11 protein-coding genes are annotated in these 17,891 nt (G+C 42.7%); 6 read left to right on the top strand and 5 right to left on the bottom strand.

The window, feature by feature from the left end; all coding sequences use genetic code 11:
- Positions 1–41 precede the first annotated feature (41 nt).
- The 6 genes from VXM68_RS08650 to VXM68_RS08675 all read left to right on the top strand — a co-directional run bounded on the left by VXM68_RS08650 (position 42) and on the right by VXM68_RS08675 (position 10,116).
- On the top strand, positions 42–3,695 hold the full coding sequence (locus tag VXM68_RS08650) for a SusC/RagA family TonB-linked outer membrane protein (RefSeq protein ID WP_367211020.1): 3,654 nt from the start codon (positions 42–44) through the stop codon (positions 3,693–3,695).
- A gap of 12 nt (positions 3,696–3,707) precedes the next feature.
- Complete coding sequence (locus VXM68_RS08655) at positions 3,708–5,360, top strand: SusD/RagB family nutrient-binding outer membrane lipoprotein (RefSeq protein ID WP_293956330.1); 1,653 nt, start codon at positions 3,708–3,710, stop codon at positions 5,358–5,360.
- A 65-nt stretch (positions 5,361–5,425) separates the two neighbouring features.
- On the top strand, positions 5,426–6,619 hold the full coding sequence (locus VXM68_RS08660; protein ID WP_294183943.1) for a metallophosphoesterase family protein: 1,194 nt from the start codon (positions 5,426–5,428) through the stop codon (positions 6,617–6,619).
- A 161-nt stretch (positions 6,620–6,780) separates the two neighbouring features.
- The gene (locus VXM68_RS08665) at positions 6,781–7,179 is read left to right on the top strand and encodes a glycerophosphodiester phosphodiesterase family protein (RefSeq protein WP_367211021.1); all 399 of its coding nucleotides are present in this window, start codon (positions 6,781–6,783) and stop codon (positions 7,177–7,179) included.
- Complete coding sequence (locus tag VXM68_RS08670) at positions 7,170–7,619, top strand: hypothetical protein (RefSeq protein ID WP_367211022.1); 450 nt, start codon at positions 7,170–7,172, stop codon at positions 7,617–7,619. The genes VXM68_RS08665 and VXM68_RS08670 overlap by 10 nt, the downstream gene beginning before the upstream one ends.
- Before the next feature lie 133 nt (positions 7,620–7,752).
- Positions 7,753–10,116: a glycoside hydrolase family 3 N-terminal domain-containing protein gene (locus VXM68_RS08675; RefSeq protein ID WP_367211023.1), complete on the top strand. Its 2,364-nt coding sequence runs from the start codon at positions 7,753–7,755 to the stop codon at positions 10,114–10,116.
- A 222-nt stretch (positions 10,117–10,338) separates the two neighbouring features.
- Here the strand turns inward: VXM68_RS08675 and VXM68_RS08680 are convergent, their stop codons facing one another.
- The 5 genes from VXM68_RS08680 to VXM68_RS08700 all read right to left on the bottom strand — a co-directional run bounded on the left by VXM68_RS08680 (position 10,339) and on the right by VXM68_RS08700 (position 17,889).
- Positions 10,339–11,373 carry an exo-alpha-sialidase gene (locus tag VXM68_RS08680; RefSeq protein ID WP_367211024.1) on the bottom strand — a complete coding sequence of 345 codons (1,035 nt, stop codon included), beginning with the start codon at positions 11,371–11,373 and terminating at the stop codon, positions 10,339–10,341.
- Between the two features lie 161 nt (positions 11,374–11,534).
- Complete coding sequence (locus VXM68_RS08685; protein WP_367211025.1) at positions 11,535–12,971, bottom strand: alpha-L-fucosidase; 1,437 nt, start codon at positions 12,969–12,971, stop codon at positions 11,535–11,537.
- A 72-nt stretch (positions 12,972–13,043) separates the two neighbouring features.
- The gene (locus tag VXM68_RS08690) at positions 13,044–14,630 is read right to left on the bottom strand and encodes a SusD/RagB family nutrient-binding outer membrane lipoprotein (protein ID WP_294183952.1); all 1,587 of its coding nucleotides are present in this window, start codon (positions 14,628–14,630) and stop codon (positions 13,044–13,046) included.
- 11 nt (positions 14,631–14,641) lie between these two features.
- Positions 14,642–17,221: a SusC/RagA family TonB-linked outer membrane protein gene (locus VXM68_RS08695; protein ID WP_367211026.1), complete on the bottom strand. Its 2,580-nt coding sequence runs from the start codon at positions 17,219–17,221 to the stop codon at positions 14,642–14,644.
- Positions 17,215–17,889: a carboxypeptidase-like regulatory domain-containing protein gene (locus VXM68_RS08700; RefSeq protein ID WP_367211027.1), complete on the bottom strand. Its 675-nt coding sequence runs from the start codon at positions 17,887–17,889 to the stop codon at positions 17,215–17,217. The genes VXM68_RS08695 and VXM68_RS08700 overlap by 7 nt, the downstream gene beginning before the upstream one ends.
- Positions 17,890–17,891: the final 2 nt, after the last annotated feature.

The following is a 17,891-nucleotide window of genomic DNA, read 5'->3' on the forward strand; positions in this document are numbered from 1 at the left end:
GAGCACCTGAATATTCATGTTTAAAACATTCATACAAATATATGTATAAAATAATTAAGCTTACCGGACTTGCCACCAAGCTTGCGCTTTGTTCCTTGGTGTCTTGTGCCGTCGTCGACAGCCAGGCTAGGGTACTGGATCGGGGTAGCGCTGCACATTGGGATACTATCACTATCCATCTCTTGAATGGTAATGCCGCTCAGGCAATAGCACAACTTTCAAAAGTAACAGGTCAAGCCATTGGCTATGATAGAAAAATGCTGCAGCTAGAGCGAATTTCAATTGCACAAAAGACATTTCAGCATGCAAGTTTTGAGGAAGTTCTTGCGTATATCCTGAAAGGAACAAACATTCAATCAAAAAGAGTTTTAGGAGGAGTCGTACTTGTTAAAAATGGAAATAAACAAGAGCTTTATGACTTAAAGTTACAGTTGGTCGATCGCAACAAACAACCCATTCGCGGAGCCTCTGTGCGTATTCCGCTCACGGGAGAAAGTGCTTTGTCTAATGCAGATGGTGACGTAACCATCAAGTTGGCTGCGGGCGTGTACAATGTACTGATAACCCACATCGGCTATGAACCAAAAGAATTGACTGGTCTGAAGCTCGATGCTGGTGCAGCAGCTGTACGCCAAGTGATCTTAAACGATGATGACAACGAATTGGATGAAGTGGTCGTGACTGCATTGGGAATCAAACGTCAGGACCGCTCATTGGGTTATGCCGTTGGTAAAATCAAAGGTGAAGACATCAATCGCGTAAATAATGATAATTTTTTGGTTGGTATGGCAGGTAAGCTGCCCGGCGTATCCATTAGCGCGACAGGGCCCACTGGCTCGAGCGTGAATATGGTGATTCGGGGGGCGTCATCGCTCAGTACAGACAACCAGCCACTGTTTGTAGTGGATGGTGTACCCTTGATGAACAGTTTAAATAATATCGGTCAGATCGGTGACGACAATAAAGTGGATTATGGTAATGCAATTGCCAACATCAATCCCGAAGATATTGACAATATCTCCATCTTGAAGGGGCCAAGTGCAGCTGCGCTTTACGGCTCACGTGCAGGTAATGGTGTGGTGCTGATCACCACCAAAAGTGGTAAGAATGCAGAGAAGATGACCATTGCCGTGACTAGTAACACAGTATTTGATATCCCGTATAAATTTATTGAATTGCACAACAAATTTGCCAGTGGTACTTTACCTTGGCGACCCGGTGATCTGCCTGGTAATTTGGTGATCGAGGAAGAGTCGAGTGTTATGGTAGGCCCCGCACTGGATAAGGGGTATAAAGCTGTGCAATGGAATAGTCCACTTGACGAGAACGGTAAGCCCATTCCTACGGAACTAAAAGCATACCCAGATAATATCAAAAACTTTGTCCAAACTGGGGTCACAAGTACCAATGGGATTTCCCTAAGCAACAGAAGCGAAAAATTGGATTATCGTTTCTCGTATTCCAATATGGCCAATAAAGGTATTATTCCCAATTCGGATCTGTTCAGAAACACCTTGAATGTTAATTCGACCATGCGCCTTCGCAACAGCCTGACATTGGGCCTCGCATTGGATGCCAGTAGAAATAACTCCAACAATAGGCCCGCAGGAAACCGAGGAACCAATCCGATGCAAGCGGCCTATGAAGTTGCTCCACATATCAACATACTAGATTTGCAGGATTATTGGCTGCCGGGACAGGAACAGATTCAACAGCGCTCGCAGTCTATCGGTAACCACAACAATCCCTATTTTCTTGCTTATGGGGTGAACAATGCGTTTACGAGAGACCGGATCTTTGGCAACTTGAGGTTGGATTGGACTGTCAAAAAAGACTGGACTGCAATGCTCAGGTATGCAACGGATATTTATTGGGAAAATAGGGAGACAAAAATCCCTTACAGCTACACCAACGAACCGAGAGGAGCCTATGGTATTGTCAATTTAATGAATATGGAGCAGAATATCGACTTTCTGACAACTTACACTACAAAATTGGATGCCGTTCAGGTCACAGGGTCATTGGGTGGAAATCTGCGCTATAACCGAGGAAAATCGGTGCAAAACACGTCAAAGAATGGCGCTGGACTCATCACACCGGGGCTCTACACATTGGCCAATATCAGTCCACTGAACCTGGATTTCTACAGCACAATTTCTGAAAGAGCTATAAACAGTGTTTACGGACTGGTCAATCTAAGTTATCGGGATATGGTTTATTTGGATGTGACTGGGCGCAATGACTGGTCCAGCACCTTACCTGTAAACAATCGATCCTATTTTTATCCTTCGGCATCTCTAAGTGTGTTGGCCAACCAGGTATTTTCTTTGCCTAAAACGATCAATTTGGCAAAACTGAGAGCTGGTATTGCGCGCGTGGGAAATGATACTTATCCCTATAATCTCTCCAATGTACTGAGTAATCCCGGTAGCTGGGGTGACGTGCTGCGACTAACCCGCTCGGGGTCACTCTTGGTTCCTAATCTGAAGCCCGAAATTGCAACATCTTACGAGTTTGGACTGGATCTGGGCATGTGGAATAATCGACTGAAGTTTGAAGGAACCTATTATAAGCTGGAAAACAAAAACCAAATTATTTCAACAACACTTCCCGGATCAAGTGGTTTCAATTCGAAAAATATCAACGCCGGACTGTTAAGCAGCCGCGGTATTGAACTTGCTGTTTCCGGACGACCTATTGCCAAGGAAAATTGGACATGGGATATTGGTGTCAATTGGCACCGCAATCGTACTCGTATCGACAAACTTTCTGAAGGAGTAGAATTTTATACGTTTTGGACCGACGGTCGGGGTGGGGCACGTACCTATGTCGGGGAAGAGATCGGGGATCTATATGATTCTAAGTTAGTGACCGTGGAGGATCAGTCATCACCTTATTACGGGTTTCCAATTCTAAATAAAAATGGTTCGTGGCAGGCGGTCAGGATAAACAATAGCCGCAATAAAATCGGAAATTTTAATCCCGATTTCACGATGGGCCTGCAGTCAAGTCTTCGCTATAAAAAATGGACAATGAATATCGCTGCAGATATGCGTTTTGGAGGCAAGTTCATGTCGCAGACCTATCGCTATTTTGAATCTAACTTGACGACGCAACGCTTTCTTGACCAGATGATCAATCCTAATGGAATGACGGGCGAAACGTTGCGGAATTACTTGGTTGATAATAATCTTGTCCGTGTGCAAGGTAATAGATATCCCATTGTTGGAGGACCAGGCGAAGAGTATGGTGGTTATCCGATCAGTGTGGGTGGTCTTGTTGGCAATTTTGGGGTGTTTAATCCGGGCGTTATCGCACAATATGATGCCAAAGGCAACATTACCGGATATACAGAGAATCTTGGTGGTGAAGGAACAAAATATATCGCTTATTCAGATAATTATCCTTGGGATTTTATGAACGCTGCAACATTTGATGCCTCTTTTATTAAGCTTCGGGAACTGTCCTTTAGCTATGATTTATCAGGAAAATGGCTGAAACGTCTCGGAATAGAGAATGGTAGTGTGGGAGTCTATACCCGTAACCTGATTTTATGGACCAAAGCGAAAGTGGGTATAGATCCGGAAATGGCCTTTCAGCCGGAAACTGGTATTGGATTCAAGCAGGGGATTGAACGCTATAACGTGACCCCTTGGTCGATGCCTATTGGATTTAAAGTAAATGTGACATTTTAATACACGACATAAATGAAAAATCAGTTGAAGCGCTTCACCATGGCGTTAGTGGGCCTTGGGATCGTATGGAATATTTCAGCTTGTAAAGATCTGACCGAACTTAATATTAATCCGAACGGCGTAAGTGAAGAGGATGCAAATCCCAATCTTTTGCTGCCAACAATACTAACAGGGGCGGCAAAGAAATACAATGAATTGAGTTTCTCAGATCTTGGCGGAGTGATGCAGCATACTCAATTAGATGCCTGGTTCAACTCACATAATGATTATGAATGGACTGGGGGAATTTTGAGTTGGGATGCTTATTATGGATTTTTACGGGACAATGAGCTTATGCGCAGACGGGCGGAGAAATTAGGACTGGATTTCCATAAAGGAGTTTCTTTGGTGATGCGCGCTTACTTATTCGGATTGGTGACTGATCTCTGGGGGGATGCGCCTTATACAGATGCGTTGAAGGCGGAACTCGGAGATGCAGTCTATAATTTTCCGAAATATGACGGACAGGAAGTTATTTACAGGGGTATAATAGACGAATTATTACAAGCTAATGAACTCTTGTCGCGTCCAGATGCCTCTTATGAGGTACTAGCGAATGCGGATGTGTATTTTGGCGGAAAGGCTTCAAAATGGCGGCGATTTGCCAACTCATTAGCTTTGCGGTATTATATGCGTCTTTCGGAAAAGTCTCCTGCTTTTGCCAAACAGGGGATTGAAAGTATTGTTGCCAATCCCGATAAATTTCCAATTATTACGAGTACCACTGATGATGTATTGATGGATTTTGTTGGAAATAATGCAAATGACTCCTGGCCGTCAAATACGGTTTATGATGCCAGTGGAAGTAATTTTAGACGAATGAAAATGTGTGCAACACTGGTCGACCGACTACAGGAACTTGGCGACCCCCGTTTGGCGGTTTGGGCAAGAAAGGTAGACATACCCATTGAGATCCGCAGCAATGAGCCCGCAGGTACAGATAAGATCGTTAATGGTGTTCGGATTGTATCGCCAGATGTCGTCAAAGGTGTTCCCGTGGATACCGATAAGGAGTATGTCGGACTGCCGCCAAGTGTATCTAAAAACCCTTCAGCCTACAACCTCAATCCAACGCCCGGGCAGACCTCGATCAATCCGCATGTTTCTTACCTGAATGATAGCTATCGTTCGGCGAAGGGAAGTTTGTTAAAAGCACGTTTGCTTTCTGCTGCCGAAGTTAATTTTATTTTGGCTGAAGCAGCCTGGAAAGGATGGGGGCTGCCTGAGTCAGCGAAGACCTATTATGAGCGTGCTATACAGGAATCTCTGGCAAGCTGGGGAAGGGGCGCAGACTATTCCAACTATATTCGTCAGAAAGGGGTGGCGTTTGAAAATACGCAAGTGCAGATCATTGAACAAAAATGGATCGCAAGCTGGTCAACTGCCGCACAGTCCTGGTTTGATTATCGTCGCACAGGGTACCCCGCTCTAAAGGCCGGCCCCGCAGCCATTCGTACACAACTTCCGGTGCGTGTGCCTTATATGCAAACCGAAATGAGTGTGAATCAAAAAAATGCAGAAGAGGCCTTAAAGCGCATTGAGAAGACAGCATATTCACAGGCAGATAATGAAAATAGTGCCTGGTCAAAACCTTGGTTATTGCAAGGAACAAACAAACCCTGGTAAGTCCTGATCGTAAAATGAAAGTCATTATAACCAGCGGTTCAGTCGCTTATAAAATCAATATAAAAATGAAAATAAAACATATTCTACTTGTTATCGGCGTTTGCTGTACTTTATTGGAAGGGAAAAGCCAGACCACCAACGCGTATAAACAGCCAGACCGGATTACATTGACTTGGTCCGATGATCCCAGCCAAACGCAGTCTGTTTCGTGGCGCGTCAACGCGGATAAGACTAAAATGATTGGTCAGGTTGTTGAAGAACTGAGTAATCCTGAACTTGAAGCAAAAGCGATATCAGTACAGGGAATAGGGGTGTCTCTGGAGCAAGGGCAACAAACCGACACCTATGGACAGGTAACCTTCCGTGACCTGAAACCCGGAACGGTCTATGCCTATCGGGTTGGAGATGGCACCATTTGGAGTCCCTGGAACCAATTCAGAACTGCAGAGCGTTCTGGCGGCTTTTCGTTTATCTATTTGGGCGATGCACAGAATGACCTACGGTCACGATGGGCACGTGCCATCCGTCGTGCTTATCAACAGGAGGCGAATGCACGCTTTATTGTTCACGCGGGCGACCTGATCAATCGTTCGAATGCCGACGAAGAGTGGGCAGAATGGCATGAGGCCGCGGGATTTATTCATCAGATGGTCCCTGCTGTTCCAACACCGGGGAATCACGAGTACCGTCGCGACTCGCTTGGGAAGCTTGTACTTGACCCGCATTGGAACGTACAGTTCAACTTGCCTAAGAATGGCCCTGAGGACATGCAGGATGCTGTTTATTATTTGGATTATCAGGATCTGCGTATGATTTCCCTAAATTCTCAGTTGATTATGCTAGACTCCACCGCGGCAGCAGTACAGGAAAAATGGCTGGAGAAAGTGTTGTCATCCTCACCAAAAAAATGGAACATCGTTGTGATGCACCATCCCGTATACTCCACGGCTAAAAATCGTGACAACACCATCTTGAGAGAACGCTTTAAACCTATTTTTGAGAAATATGGGGTGGATTTGGTTCTTCAGGGACATGATCATACCTATGCACGCGGAGGGCTTGGTAAAAAGCGTCCTATTTACCTTTTATCCGTAGCCGGACCGAAAATGTATGAGTCAGATTCCGAACGCTGGATGGATCGGGCAACCTCACAGACGCAACTCTATCAGGTCATTAAGCTGAATAACAATAAACTGCATTTTTCAAGCTACAAGCTGAATGGTCAGCTGTTTGATTCATTCGAGTTGTCGAAAAAATAAAACGAGAATGACGGAAAGTAATCCATTCAAACCGGAAGACTTTCCGTTATTTTAATTGCGGGATCCAATCCATTAAAAGATTAAGATCTATCTGCGTCGAGATGGCTGATTTATACGGTATAACAAAAAGATATTGCTTAAAAAAAAATAGCTATATAGCAATGAAAAAGATTTTATTTTATACTATCTTACTGGGAATGATAGTGAGTTTGACCACAGTGGTATATGGTCAATCGGCTGATTTGATTAAAAAGTTAAATCAAAAAAGTGTTCACATTGCAGCGCACCGGGGCGCTCATTTAAAACAGCCAGAAAACTCCATCGCTGCGATTGAAGAGGCCATTCGGCAAGGAGCTTCCGTCGTAGAGGTCGATGTACGGGCAAGCAAAGACGGTGTACTGGTACTGATGCATGATAAAACAGTGAACCGTACGACAACGGGACAAGGAGAGGTCGCCAAACATACTTATGCTGAGCTTCAAAAGCTCCACTACGCACCCAAGCTCATGGAGGCGAATCGGAACATGTTATTCCGACCTTATCAGAAGCTTTGCGTGTAGCAAAGGGGAAAATCATCGTGGATTTGGATTTTAAAGAAGATCGGAAAGAATTTGTCAAGACAACTTATACGCTTATTGCACAGGAGGGGATGGAAGACCAAGTATTGTTTTTCCTTTACGATTACAAAGACATGCCGAAGACTTACAAACTCAATCCGACGATCACGCTGTTCCCTAGAGCACGTAGCATGGCTGACCTAGCGGCTATACTCAAGATGGGATTAACGACGGTTGTCCACCTTGATGAGTCGTTTATAGAAACCGAAGAACTAAACCGGCTGCGCGAACAGGGCATTTATTTTTGGATGAATAGTTTGGGGGAATATGACGATCAAGCGGCGAAGGACGGAAGCATGGCTTATCGGTCTTTCTTGGAAAAATATCCGTTTGTGCGCCTTATTCAGACCGACCAGCCAGGTCTGTGGCGTGAAGTGCTCTAAGGGGAATCAAAATTTAACTTGATTATTGATGCTAAATCGTTAATTTAGTGTCTTGGAAACCGGTTGCATAGCCTAGTGCTGCGCTAATCCGGACCATAATAAAGCACAGAAATAAAAAAACAATAATCCATTTATGAAAGTCCGTATATTACTTTTGGCCGCAATGGGAGCATGGCTCTGTCCACCACTTCAAGCCCAACAATTTCCGTATAAAAACCATACTTTGCCTACCGAAAAGAGGGTAAGTGATCTGTTGGGAAGAATGACTGTGGAGGAGAAGGTCGGGCAGTTGAGTAAATTGCTTGGCTGGGAAATGTATACGAAAGATGGAAAGCAGATAACGGTTAGCAATAAATTACGGAAAGCAGCGAAAGAGCAACATATTGGGTTATTGTGGGCGACATTGCGCGCTGACCCTTGGACACAAAAAACCTTATTGAATGGTCTGAGTCCGGTAGAAGCCGCGCGTGCTACAAACGCCATCCAACGTTATATGGTGGATAGTACACGACTGGGGATTCCGTTGTTATTGTCTGAAGAGGCGCCGCACGGACATATGGCTATCGGTGCAACCGTTTTCCCTACTGCTATTGGGCAAGCGAGTACCTGGAATCCGCAGTTGATTCAGGATATGGCAGCGACGATCGCTAAGGAGACCTATGCAGTGGGCGGTAAAAACGGATATGGTCCTGTGCTTGATTTAGCGCGAGACCCCCGTTGGTCGCGTACCGAAGAAACCTATGGTGAGGATCCGTACTTGATTGGACAGATGGGAAGTGCGATGATCCGTGGTTTTCAGGGTGAGAAGTTAGGGCAGCACGATAAAATAATAGGTACATTGAAGCATTTTGTCGCCTATGCTGCTCCAGATGGAGGGCACAATGGTGAGTCTGTTTCATTTGGCGAGCGGAGCCTCCGGCAATATTTCCTTCCGCCTTTTGAGCGTGCTGTAAAGTCAGGCGCTGGGTCGGTCATGACCGCTTATAACAGTATTGACGGTATTCCGTGTTCGGCTAACCCTTGGCTGCTAAAAGACGTTTTACGTAAAGACTGGGGATTTACCGGCTTTGTTGTGTCGGATTTATTGAGCATATCGGGGCTCAACGGCGGTCACGCTACTGCTGCTACTGGCGAAGACGCCGCTTCGCAAAGCATTCATGCGGGACTGGATGTTGATTTAAGCGGGACTGGTTATGGTGCAAATTTGCTCAAGGCTGTGCAGCAAGGGCTTGTTGAATCTGCTGTTCTCGATACAGCAGTTGCCCGTGTATTGCGGATGAAGTTCAATCTTGGCCTTTTTGATCAACCTTATGTGGATGAGAAATTAGTTGCTCAAAAAGTCGCTACACCACAAAATAAAATGCTTGCGAGGCAAGTAGCGCGCGAGTCGATTGTTTTGCTAAAAAATGATCAGCAACTCTTACCCTTAAGTAAATCGTTGAAACGAATAGCAGTTATAGGACCGAATGCTGACAATGCCTATAACCAGCTGGGCGATTACACCGCGCCACAGGCCGATGGTAAAATTCAGACCCTACTAATGGGAATCCGGTCTGTAGTTGGTAAAAGTACCAAAATTGATTATGTTAAAGGCTGTGCAATACGGGATACAAGTCATTCGGATATCGCTGGCGCCGTAGCTGCTGCTAAAGAGGCTGATGCGGTGATTTTAGTTTTAGGAGGTTCAAGCGCACGTGATTTCAAAACCTCCTATCAGGCAACCGGAGCAGCGAATGTGGACCCCAATACCGTGAGTGATATGGAGAGTGGAGAGGGTTTTGACCGCGTTTCGCTAGATATGATGGGCGATCAGATCAAATTGATGCAGGCAATACAGGCAACAGGAAAACCCGTTGTACTTGTAACAATTATGGGGAGACCTTTAAACTTGAATTGGGCAGCAGAACATGTGCCTGCGATTGTGAACGCTTGGTATCCGGGACAGGAAGGAGGCTCGGCTATTGCAGATGTCTTGTTTGGCGACTACAATCCGGCAGGAAGATTACCGATTTCAGTACCTCGGTCTGTTGGGCAGCTGCCAGTACATTACAATCATACAAAACCCAAACATCACGACTATGTAGAAATGACGGCCAGTCCATTGTATCCATTTGGCTATGGATTGAGCTACAGCAATTTTGAGTACTCCAATTTACAGATTTCTTTGAATGAGTCTGAGCATGATTTTACATGTACGGTATCGTTCGACGTTGCAAATAACGGCAAATTGGCGGGCGATGAAGTTGCTCAGTTATATGTTGTGGACGAGGTGAGTTCGGTGGTGACACCGGTCATGCAATTGAAGCGTTTTGAGCGTCGAAATATTACAGCAGGAAAGAAAGAACGTTATTCTTTTCAATTGACCAAGGAGGACCTCAAACTTTGGAATGCAGGTAATGAATGGAAGACAGAAAAAGGCAGGTTTAAACTTTTGGTCGGCGCATCTTCGGATGATATCCGGTTGAAGGGAACATTGGAATTAACGAAGGATTATTAAATTCAAAACACGAGATATGACATGGGGCGGTCCAATTTTTTTGGACCGCCCCATTTTCATGTTGCTCATTGAAACTACCTACGGTGCCATTTCAAACTGCTGTATTATTTCGAATATTAGATCCATAGTGATTTATATTAAATGCCAGAAAAGCTCTTTTTTGCTGTACCGATAGCTTGGTATCTTAGTCGGATCTACTGGCGTTTTTTCTGCTCCAGAAAGTTACCTGAGCACAATATGCTTAATACTTTTCCTGTTCCAAGTATACGTAATATGGATAAGGCCATTGGGGTCCTGAATAATTGTCGGATAAGAATACTCGTCGTTCTTGACACCATCTTCAAGGGTTAACACATCTTTCCACTGTAAGCCATCCTTTGAGATGGCGACATGTAGTTTTGTACGTCCTTCCCACCAGTCGTTGCCAGCGATGGCCGGGTTGAAGACAATCATAAAGAGGCCATTTTTCAGACGGATAGCATCAGTTGCTGAATTTGGGTTGAGTAGATTGGTTGCTTGCCACGGTCCCCAGGTAAGGCCCTGATCTCTTGAAAAAGCCGCCATTACCTTATTTTCTTTACTTCGACAGAGCACCTGAATGCGTCCATCTGTGTGTTGGATCACACTGGGCTGAATCACCTGGATACTGGTATCAGGGCGAATCGGACTGACGGACCAGGAGCGGCCATGATCCCGGCTAATTTCTAGATGAGCTTTCCAGATTTCCTCCTTGGACTCCGTGCTGGAAGGGGAGAGAAGCAATCCGTTTTTCAAGGTGAGTGGTTTGTTTTTGATTGGCCCCAATATACCTTCAGGCAATTGTTGCGCTGCTGACCAGCTTGTTCCTTTATCTAGCGAATGTTTGACATAACCTTTCCATTCTCTGGGATTGGGCCCTATTTTATAATACAATGATAGGGTGTCACTGTGGGGGTATTGATAGAAGACCGGATTCCATGTTGGGAAGCGGTTGTCGCCAAGGATTCCATCTGCAATCTGTACAGGAGGCTGCCATTGCCCATGGTGATATAGGGAGCTCCAGATAACCACGTCGGGGTTAGATTCGTGTGTGCCACCAAACCAGGCCGCCAATAAGCTGTCTTTTCCGATGACTTGAATTGTGGATGCATGACATTGCTTGAATGGAACCTCACCTGCGTGGAAAATTTGTTCTGAACGGAGAATTTGTGGTTTGTAGGTGCCGCACGAAGATAGGAGCAAAGCGAATAGTGTCGAAAGTACTGTGATTTTTCTCATTAGAATTGACGGTTTCAAAACCTGAATTGTTGGTTTAAGTATCATTTTCTTTTTGCTGTACTGAAGCTTTTGGGGGCAAAAATGTACAGGTGTTGGACTTATAATTGCTGACTTTGTAAAATGATAAAATTGCGCTGAATTAAATCCAGCGCAACTTTATTCTATTTGCTTTGCAATTGGATTGCAGTAGCATAGTTAAATCGTGTAGCGGGGCTTCTCAACGTAATTTGGTTACCGCGTTGAGACCAGTCCAATTTACCTTTATGACCTAAAATAGCGATCTTTTTTACATTGAAATTATCAGGTACTTCGAAAATATATTCATTGGGCTGTTGGTAAGTATCACCTTCAGAAAGATGGAATACATTGACCATTTTACTGTCCTTGCTTCGGGTGTAGTAATAGTCACCTTGGTGATATGGGGCAATCGTCCGTGTTGCAAACACGGCAGTTTGATTAATTTTCATCCAGGCAGCCAGTTCGTTCAGGCGATCGTAAGCTGCTTGATCGTAGTCTCCATTAGGGCCGGGCGCTATGTTTAATAGGTAGTTTCCGCCACGGGAAATAATCTTCACCAATGTTTCGACAAGCTTCTTGGTTGGTTTGTAGTTGTCGTTGGGAACATAGCTGAACGAATCACCCATTGTAATGCAGCTTTCCCATGGAATATCTAACGGGTGTTCAGGAATCGCTTGTTCGGGGGTAACATAATTTTCCCAATTTCCGGGTACAGTACGATCTACGACAATAATGCCGGGTTGATTTTTTCTCGCCATATTACCGATGCGGTCCATGTCGATATCTTGTTCCACTTTGATTGTTCTTTGCCAATCGACAGACTGATCAATTGTTTTAAAAGGGCGTACCCAGCCTCCATCTAACCAAAGAATATCAACTTTTCCGTATTCTGAGGTTAATTCGTTGATCTGGTTATAGGTATAGTTTTTGAATTTTTCCCAGCGATCCGGGTGTTTTTGAGGATCATAGTTTACATTACGGTCTTTTGGGGGAAAGTAACTCCACCAGTAAAAATCTGTATGCCAATCAGGTTTTGAAAAATATGCACCGATTTTAAAACCATCGTTGCGAAATGTATTAAAAATTTCTTTAGTCACATTTGCTTTCGGATTCGTCGAAAACGGCGTTTTAGAAGATGTGATCTTATAATCGGACTCCTTAGTGTCGAACATCGCGAATCCATCGTGATGTTTGGTGGTGAAGACCACATATTTCATTCCGGCGCTTTTAGCAGCATCGGCCCACTTTTGTGGGTTAAAATCGGTAGGATTGAAGGTAGTCTGTAGATTGTTGTAATTTTTTACATACGCGTTGTAGGTCGCTCCATGCTCTGGTTTTCGTTGTGTCCAGCCTTCGTCTTCTGGGCACAAGCTCCAGCTTTCAACAATACCCCATTGGCTATACGTTCCCCAGTGCATGAAAAGTCCAAACTTCATATCTTGCCATTGTTCGAGGTTTTCGATCACTAATGGATCTGTCGGTTTTTGGTAGCCGGCAGATACGTTATGTGCCTGGCCGAACGCTAGTGTTGCGCTTGAAGCGATCAACGCAGTGAATATAATAGTTTTTAGTTTTTGCATGTATAAATATAGTGAAAGTGATAAAAAGAAAGCCACCTTAGGTGGCTTTCTATAATTAAGCGTGAAATGGTGTTAGTTAACGTCCCAGAAAATTTTGGTATCGCGCGTATCTTTAGATTTTACAGCCTGATAGTTTTCACTATTGTTGGTGATCTCTGATGAAGGATATGTTAATCGTACAGGAGGACGCTGAAATCCATTCAATGTAGAAACTGGAAACGCTGGCAGAGTTGGATATCCTGTTCTTCGGTATTCCGACCATGCTTGTTCGCCCTGTAGCCAACCAAAATGTAACCATTTTTGCGTCCCTATAAGCTTCAATTTTGCATTTTTATCTCCACTGAAAGCTATGTTTGATTCAGTGACAAATTTATTAATTACTTCGCTACTTGGCTTAGTTGCTTTGGCTGAATTAGAGGAGTTAGCGTTTAAATAATAATAAAAAGCAACAGATTGTTTTACCGCTGTTTCATATGCAGTTTTTGCAGCAGCGTCAGTACCCCATCTTTCTTGAGCCTCAGCCTTAATAAAATTTGTTTCAGATGCAGTCATCAAAACTCCCGGCAATTTATTATTGATCCATGCAGTTGCAGAATCGACAACCGAATACTTCATGTACTGAGCATTGGCTTGAGCCGAAGTGAATGTAATCGGCATAGCTTGATACTCCTTATTAGGTATAAATTTTCCGCCTACTGTTTCTCCAAACTTATCGAATAGTACTGCAGTACGAGGATCATTCGCAGTTTTCAAAACGGTATTAAGCATATAATCAGGAGCATAATGGCTGGGTAGTTCCCTCACTGCGTCTAATAAGCTCGATGTATAGTTTGTTAAAGGCTGCAACAGTATATCCTCTGTTCCAACACTATAATCGCCAGTATTTGTGCCGTCAAGTAATGGGTATTCAGTTGGATTGTTCAACATTTCCATGATGTCGGTTTTAGCTTTATTTTCATCAATTGCCGAGATTCTCATTAACAAACGTAGACGTAGAGAATTAGTATACTTACGCCATTTTGTAAGATTTCCTGAATTTAGAATATCTGCTCTATTAAATTCATTTGTGGCGGAAGCATTTTTAAAAAAGCTGTTCGCTTCTTTTAAGCCAGTTAGGAAGGTGTTATATAGCTCTTTTTGATCATCGAATTTTGCCAATTTAATCTGATCTGTTGATGCAAGACTTCCCGCTTCTGAAAAGGGTATGTCGCCAAAGTTATCAACTAGTTTCGAGGCTTGGTCGTAAAGGACAACTTTTGCCGCCGTCATAAATATTTCTTTTGAAGCTTTGTCTTGATCTGGAAGACCATTAAATGTTTTCTCCATTACTCTATAGATTCCCATCATTCCCGGCGAGTAGAAATCTTTCCAATAATCATTTGTATACGAATCGCTTTGCTGATACATTGTGTTTTCATTTTCAAAATATGCTGTTTGAGTGTATCGAGCATGGTGCATAAATATAAATGTCCTATAATGCCAGTATTCGGATCTTAAACGTGGATTATTTAAAATCTGCGTAAAAAAAGCTGGAATATTAGGTGTTACTGTTTGTTCAGGGTCGACATAACGGTCTTCTAATTCAGTTTTACAAGATTGAAAGCTTCCCAGTGTCAAGAGAAAACTTCCATATATTAATATTTTATTAAATTTTTTCATTGCTTTAAGTATTAAAATTTAGCATTAAGAGAGAAACCAAAACTTCTAGTTGCTGCATTAGAACCGATATCTATACCTTGAGAATACCAATAGTTACCAACAGGCGCCTCTGGATCAATATCTTTGATCGAACGATAGAAGTAGAAGAGGTTTCTACCTATTAGAGAGAAACGTAAACTATTCAATTTTAATTTTTGAGTAAATGATTCAGGCAAATTGTAACCGATAACAACCTCTCTTAGCTTAATGAAATTATTATCTAGTACAGCCGCTTTCTCATTCCAAGCATTATTTCCCCAATAGAAATTATTAATATAATATTCAGCACCGGAAAGATGAACATCATTTTTAGCGCCTGTGTTTTGATTAACACCATCTAAAGTTATTCCTGATTCGCGATATTCCAATGTGCTTTCTAGTCGACCTGCTCCATAAGCGTATTTATGCGGCGTGGAAATCATTTGTCCTCCAAATCTGTAGTCAGCAGTAAAGTCTAAGCTAAAGTTTTTGTAGTTGAAAGTATTTGATAATCCTCCAATCGCTTTCGGCATAATATTACCCGCTTTAACATAAGTTGACTTATCAATGACATAATTACCTTCATCAGAAATTAGAAATTCTCCTTTTTCATTTGTGGCTCTGGGGAACACATATATATTTCCTAAGATCTCCCCAGGTCTTGCTTCCATCCGGATCGAACTTTGATCCGCATCATAAAAAACCAATTTAGGTACTCCAGAAATTAGAGCATCAAGTTTAGATTTGTTATTTGAAAAATTTAATCTAGCATTCCAAGAAAATTCTTCATTTTTTATTGGTGTTCCGCTCAATGATACCTCCCAACCCCTGTTGGAGATTTTCCCCACATTTAGTATTTGAGTTGTAGCTGCTGTCGTGTACGCTGTAGACAGCGGCATAATTTGATCATCGATGAAATTTGAATAATAGCTTACATCTAAACCTAATCTATTTTTTAAGAATTTTAAATCCAATCCGATTTCCTTTTCAGTTTTCTTTTCAGGCTTTAGATTTAAGTTGCCGTAGCTAGAATTTAGATTTAAAGCAGGCACAGGCCCATTTACAGTAATTAATGAAGATTGTTTGTAAGCGATATTCGAAGCGTACATCGGTGCATCATTACCAACTACTCCGTAAGATGCTCTTAGCTTTCCGTAACTAAAGAATTCAGGTAATTTAAATGCATCAGAGAACACAAAACTCGTGTTTACTGAACCATAATGGTAAGGGTTATTTTGTGCGGGTAAAGTAGAAGAATATTCTTTACGACCTGTCCCTTCTAAGAATAAATAGTTCTTATAAGAGAGGTTTAATAAACCAAAGTAAGCGTATTTTATAAGCTCCTTTCTAACGTGGGTAGTCACAGCTTGCCCGAAGGTGTTATTTAAGCTAAACCAATTTGCAGAAACCAAACCACCTTCTGTTCTGGACATTTGATCATCATAGTTTTCCATACGTGACTGAAAACCTCCACTTAAACTAAAGTCAAAGTCGTCAGATAATTTGTCTGCATAAGTTAATAATGCATCCCCATAAACAATTTTGTAGATTCCTTTCGAAACCTCAAATTTACCTGTACTATTAGTTGCATTATATTGGACAGCGTACTCGTTATGTTCTTTGTTTTCAATATTTAATCCAGTGAAATCGGTCCCCAATCGACCTCTAAACTTTAGTTTATCTAAAATACCCCAATTTAATGTAGCACTTCCCAAAAAGCGGTTCTCCTTCTCCTCATAACTGTTACGTTTTTGTTGCCAAAAATAGTTTAAGAGGTTAACAGCTCTATAATTAACGGGAAATGCCTCAGGTCTATTGGATCCAAAAGGATTGTATCTGTAGCCGTCGGAGGTCTGGTAGAGTTCGTTTTTCATCTTCTCAACGTCTTCAGCACCGCTAAAAAATCCCGCATAAGAACCGAGAACATCTCCCATTAAACCGGGCCTATTTTTGGTAATCGTATTAATATAAGATGCAACTACATCCAAATCCAATCGATTAGCGAGCTTGATTGAACTATTTAAATTAAAGGTACTTTTATTCATCTTACTACCTGGTACAATTGCCTTGTAGTCCATATTGGAAGCTGATAACCTATAATTTATTTTTTCAGTTTGATTGGAAACACTTAGATTAAAGTTACTATTGTGTCCAGTATCGAAAATATCACCATAATTACCTTTATTAGCGGAGTACTTTCTTAACGAACCGTCCCACCAGCGGACATCTTGACCATCGTATTTAGGTCCAAATTGGCCCCAGGCATTGTAATTCAAGAGCCTATCACCTGGGAAGAGTGGATTTGTCATCCAGCCTTCTTCAGTCGCACCGACTTGTAAATTAGTAGCAGCATCATATCCTGGTCCGTATTCGTACTGTAATCTCGGAAGAAAAGCAGCAGTTTCGATAGAACCGGTGTAATTAAAGTCGATTCCAAGGCCTTTTCCTTTTGTACCTTTTTTAGTTGTGATTACAATGACACCACTTGCAGCATCAGAACCATATAACGCTGTTGCACTGGCCCCTTTTAAAATTGTCATGGACTCAATATCGTTAGGGTTCAAATCTAACATACCGTTTCCACGTATTCTATTGTCAGACCATATTGCTTGCCCCCCGGGTCAGTAATACCACCAGTATTGTTTAAACCTTTTGAACCCGCCTGTTGATCGTTTCTGATCATTACCCCATCAACCACATATAAAGGTTGTCTGTTGTTACTTAGGGAATTAATGCCACGGATCTGAATGTTAACAGCACTAGATGCTCCCCCTGGAGCGGAATTAATTTGCACACCCGGTGCTTTTCCATAAAGGGCCGAACCAATGTTTGTCGTACCTGCTTGGGTCAATTCTTTAGAGCTTATTGTCGATGAGGCATATCCAAGAGCTTTAGCCTCTCTTTTGATTCCCATTGCTGTTACCACAACTTCGTCCAAAGCGGATGCATCTTCCGTTAATTTGATATTAAGTGTTTTTGAAGAACCAACAGTTATTTCTTGTGATTTGTATCCAACAATAGATACCCGTAAGACTTCGCCCGGCGATGCTTGGATCGTAAACGACCCATTACTTCCGGTTTGCGTACCGCGAGCTGTTCCTTTTACAGAAACTGTTGCCCCGGATACAGGTCCCTTCGCATCTGAAACTATTCCAGAAATGCTTTGCTGCGCATAAAGAGATGTCGCACTAAAAAGTGTGCATAGCGCTAATCCTGCAGTTTTTTTGTAAAATAGACTCATAT

Origin of the sequence: Sphingobacterium sp. R2 (genome assembly GCF_040760075.1) — a bacterium.
Lineage (GTDB): Bacteria > Bacteroidota > Bacteroidia > Sphingobacteriales > Sphingobacteriaceae > Sphingobacterium.